Source organism: Pseudomonas sp. 05N434, from assembly GCF_056396965.1.
Window position 1 is genome coordinate 1 of sequence record NZ_JBFTMK010001010.1, and the last position, 690, is coordinate 690.

The 690-nt window shown below is 60.6% G+C and carries 1 protein-coding gene and 1 pseudogene; both read left to right on the top strand.

The features are described 5' to 3' along the window. Positions 1-425: GGDEF domain-containing protein (locus AC1DLB_RS31395; RefSeq protein ID WP_477786455.1), on the top strand; the 425-nt coding region annotated here is incomplete at its 5' end. A gap of 134 nt (positions 426-559) precedes the next feature. Further along, positions 560-690 (top strand): annotated as a pseudogene (locus AC1DLB_RS31400) (glutamate carboxypeptidase); the annotation flags it as partial.

Sequence of the window (690 nt, forward strand, 5' to 3'; positions counted from 1 at the left end):
CGATTGCGTTGATCGACATCGACCATTTCAAGACCATCAACGACACCTACGGCCATGTCGCCGGGGACATCGTCTTGCGTCAGCTGAGCAAAATCCTCAAGCAGAACCTGCGGGCAGCCGATGTCGCCGGCCGCTATGGTGGCGACGAATTCTGCGTGCTGCTGCCGGACCTGCCGCTGGAGCGTGCCGCCGTGGCGATGGATGCGCTGCGTGCTCGTTTCGCCACGTTGGGTTACGAGCAGAACCCGGCGCTGAAGGTCAGCTTGAGCATCGGCCTGGCGGCCTTCAACCCGGCCCACGACGAAGCGACCCTGTGGCTCAACGACGCCGACCAGGCGCTCTACGAAGCCAAGAGCACCGGCCGTAACCGCGTCATTTGCCATGGCGACGGCAAGCCGCGTAAAGAGTTGCTGGATTCTGTGTAACCCAATAACCACACAATCCCGCTCCCACAGGGAATGTGTGGTCATGCAGGTTTGTATGTGTCGCATCCGGTGTAGAGCCTTGCGTCGTAGTCAGGTAGGGTCTAAAGACCCCGACACGAAACAAGGATCGATTCATGACGTTCAAGCTCCCGCGTTCCTTCCTGGCCACCAGTCTTGGCCTGACCCTCGCCCTCGGCACCTTCACCCCCGCAGCCTTCGCCGAACCCCACAAACAAGTCCTCGCCGATGCTGAACAGTACAAGGC